At 66.7% G+C, this 261-nt stretch carries 1 protein-coding gene; it reads left to right on the top strand.

The genetic code is table 11. From position 1 onward, the window contains the following. The coding region (locus ACWPMX_RS15195) for an Ig-like domain-containing protein (protein ID WP_455700945.1) at window positions 1–261 on the top strand (261 nt) is incomplete at both ends.

Genomic DNA, 261 nt, shown 5'->3' on the forward strand with positions numbered 1-261 from the left:
CGGCGACGGTGACGGTGACGGTCAACCCGGTGGTGGACATCGCGGCGGACAGCGACACGACCAACGAGGACACGGCGGTCACCACCGACGTGCTGGCGAACGACACGTTCGAGGGCACCGAGGCGGTCACGATCGCGGTCCAGGCGAGCAACGGCACGGCGGTGGTGAATGCCAATGGCACGATCACCTACACGCCGAATGCGGACTTCAACGGGACCGACAGCTACAGCTACACGGTGACCTCGGGCGGGGTGACCGAGA

This window comes from Tsuneonella sp. HG094, assembly GCF_053819285.1.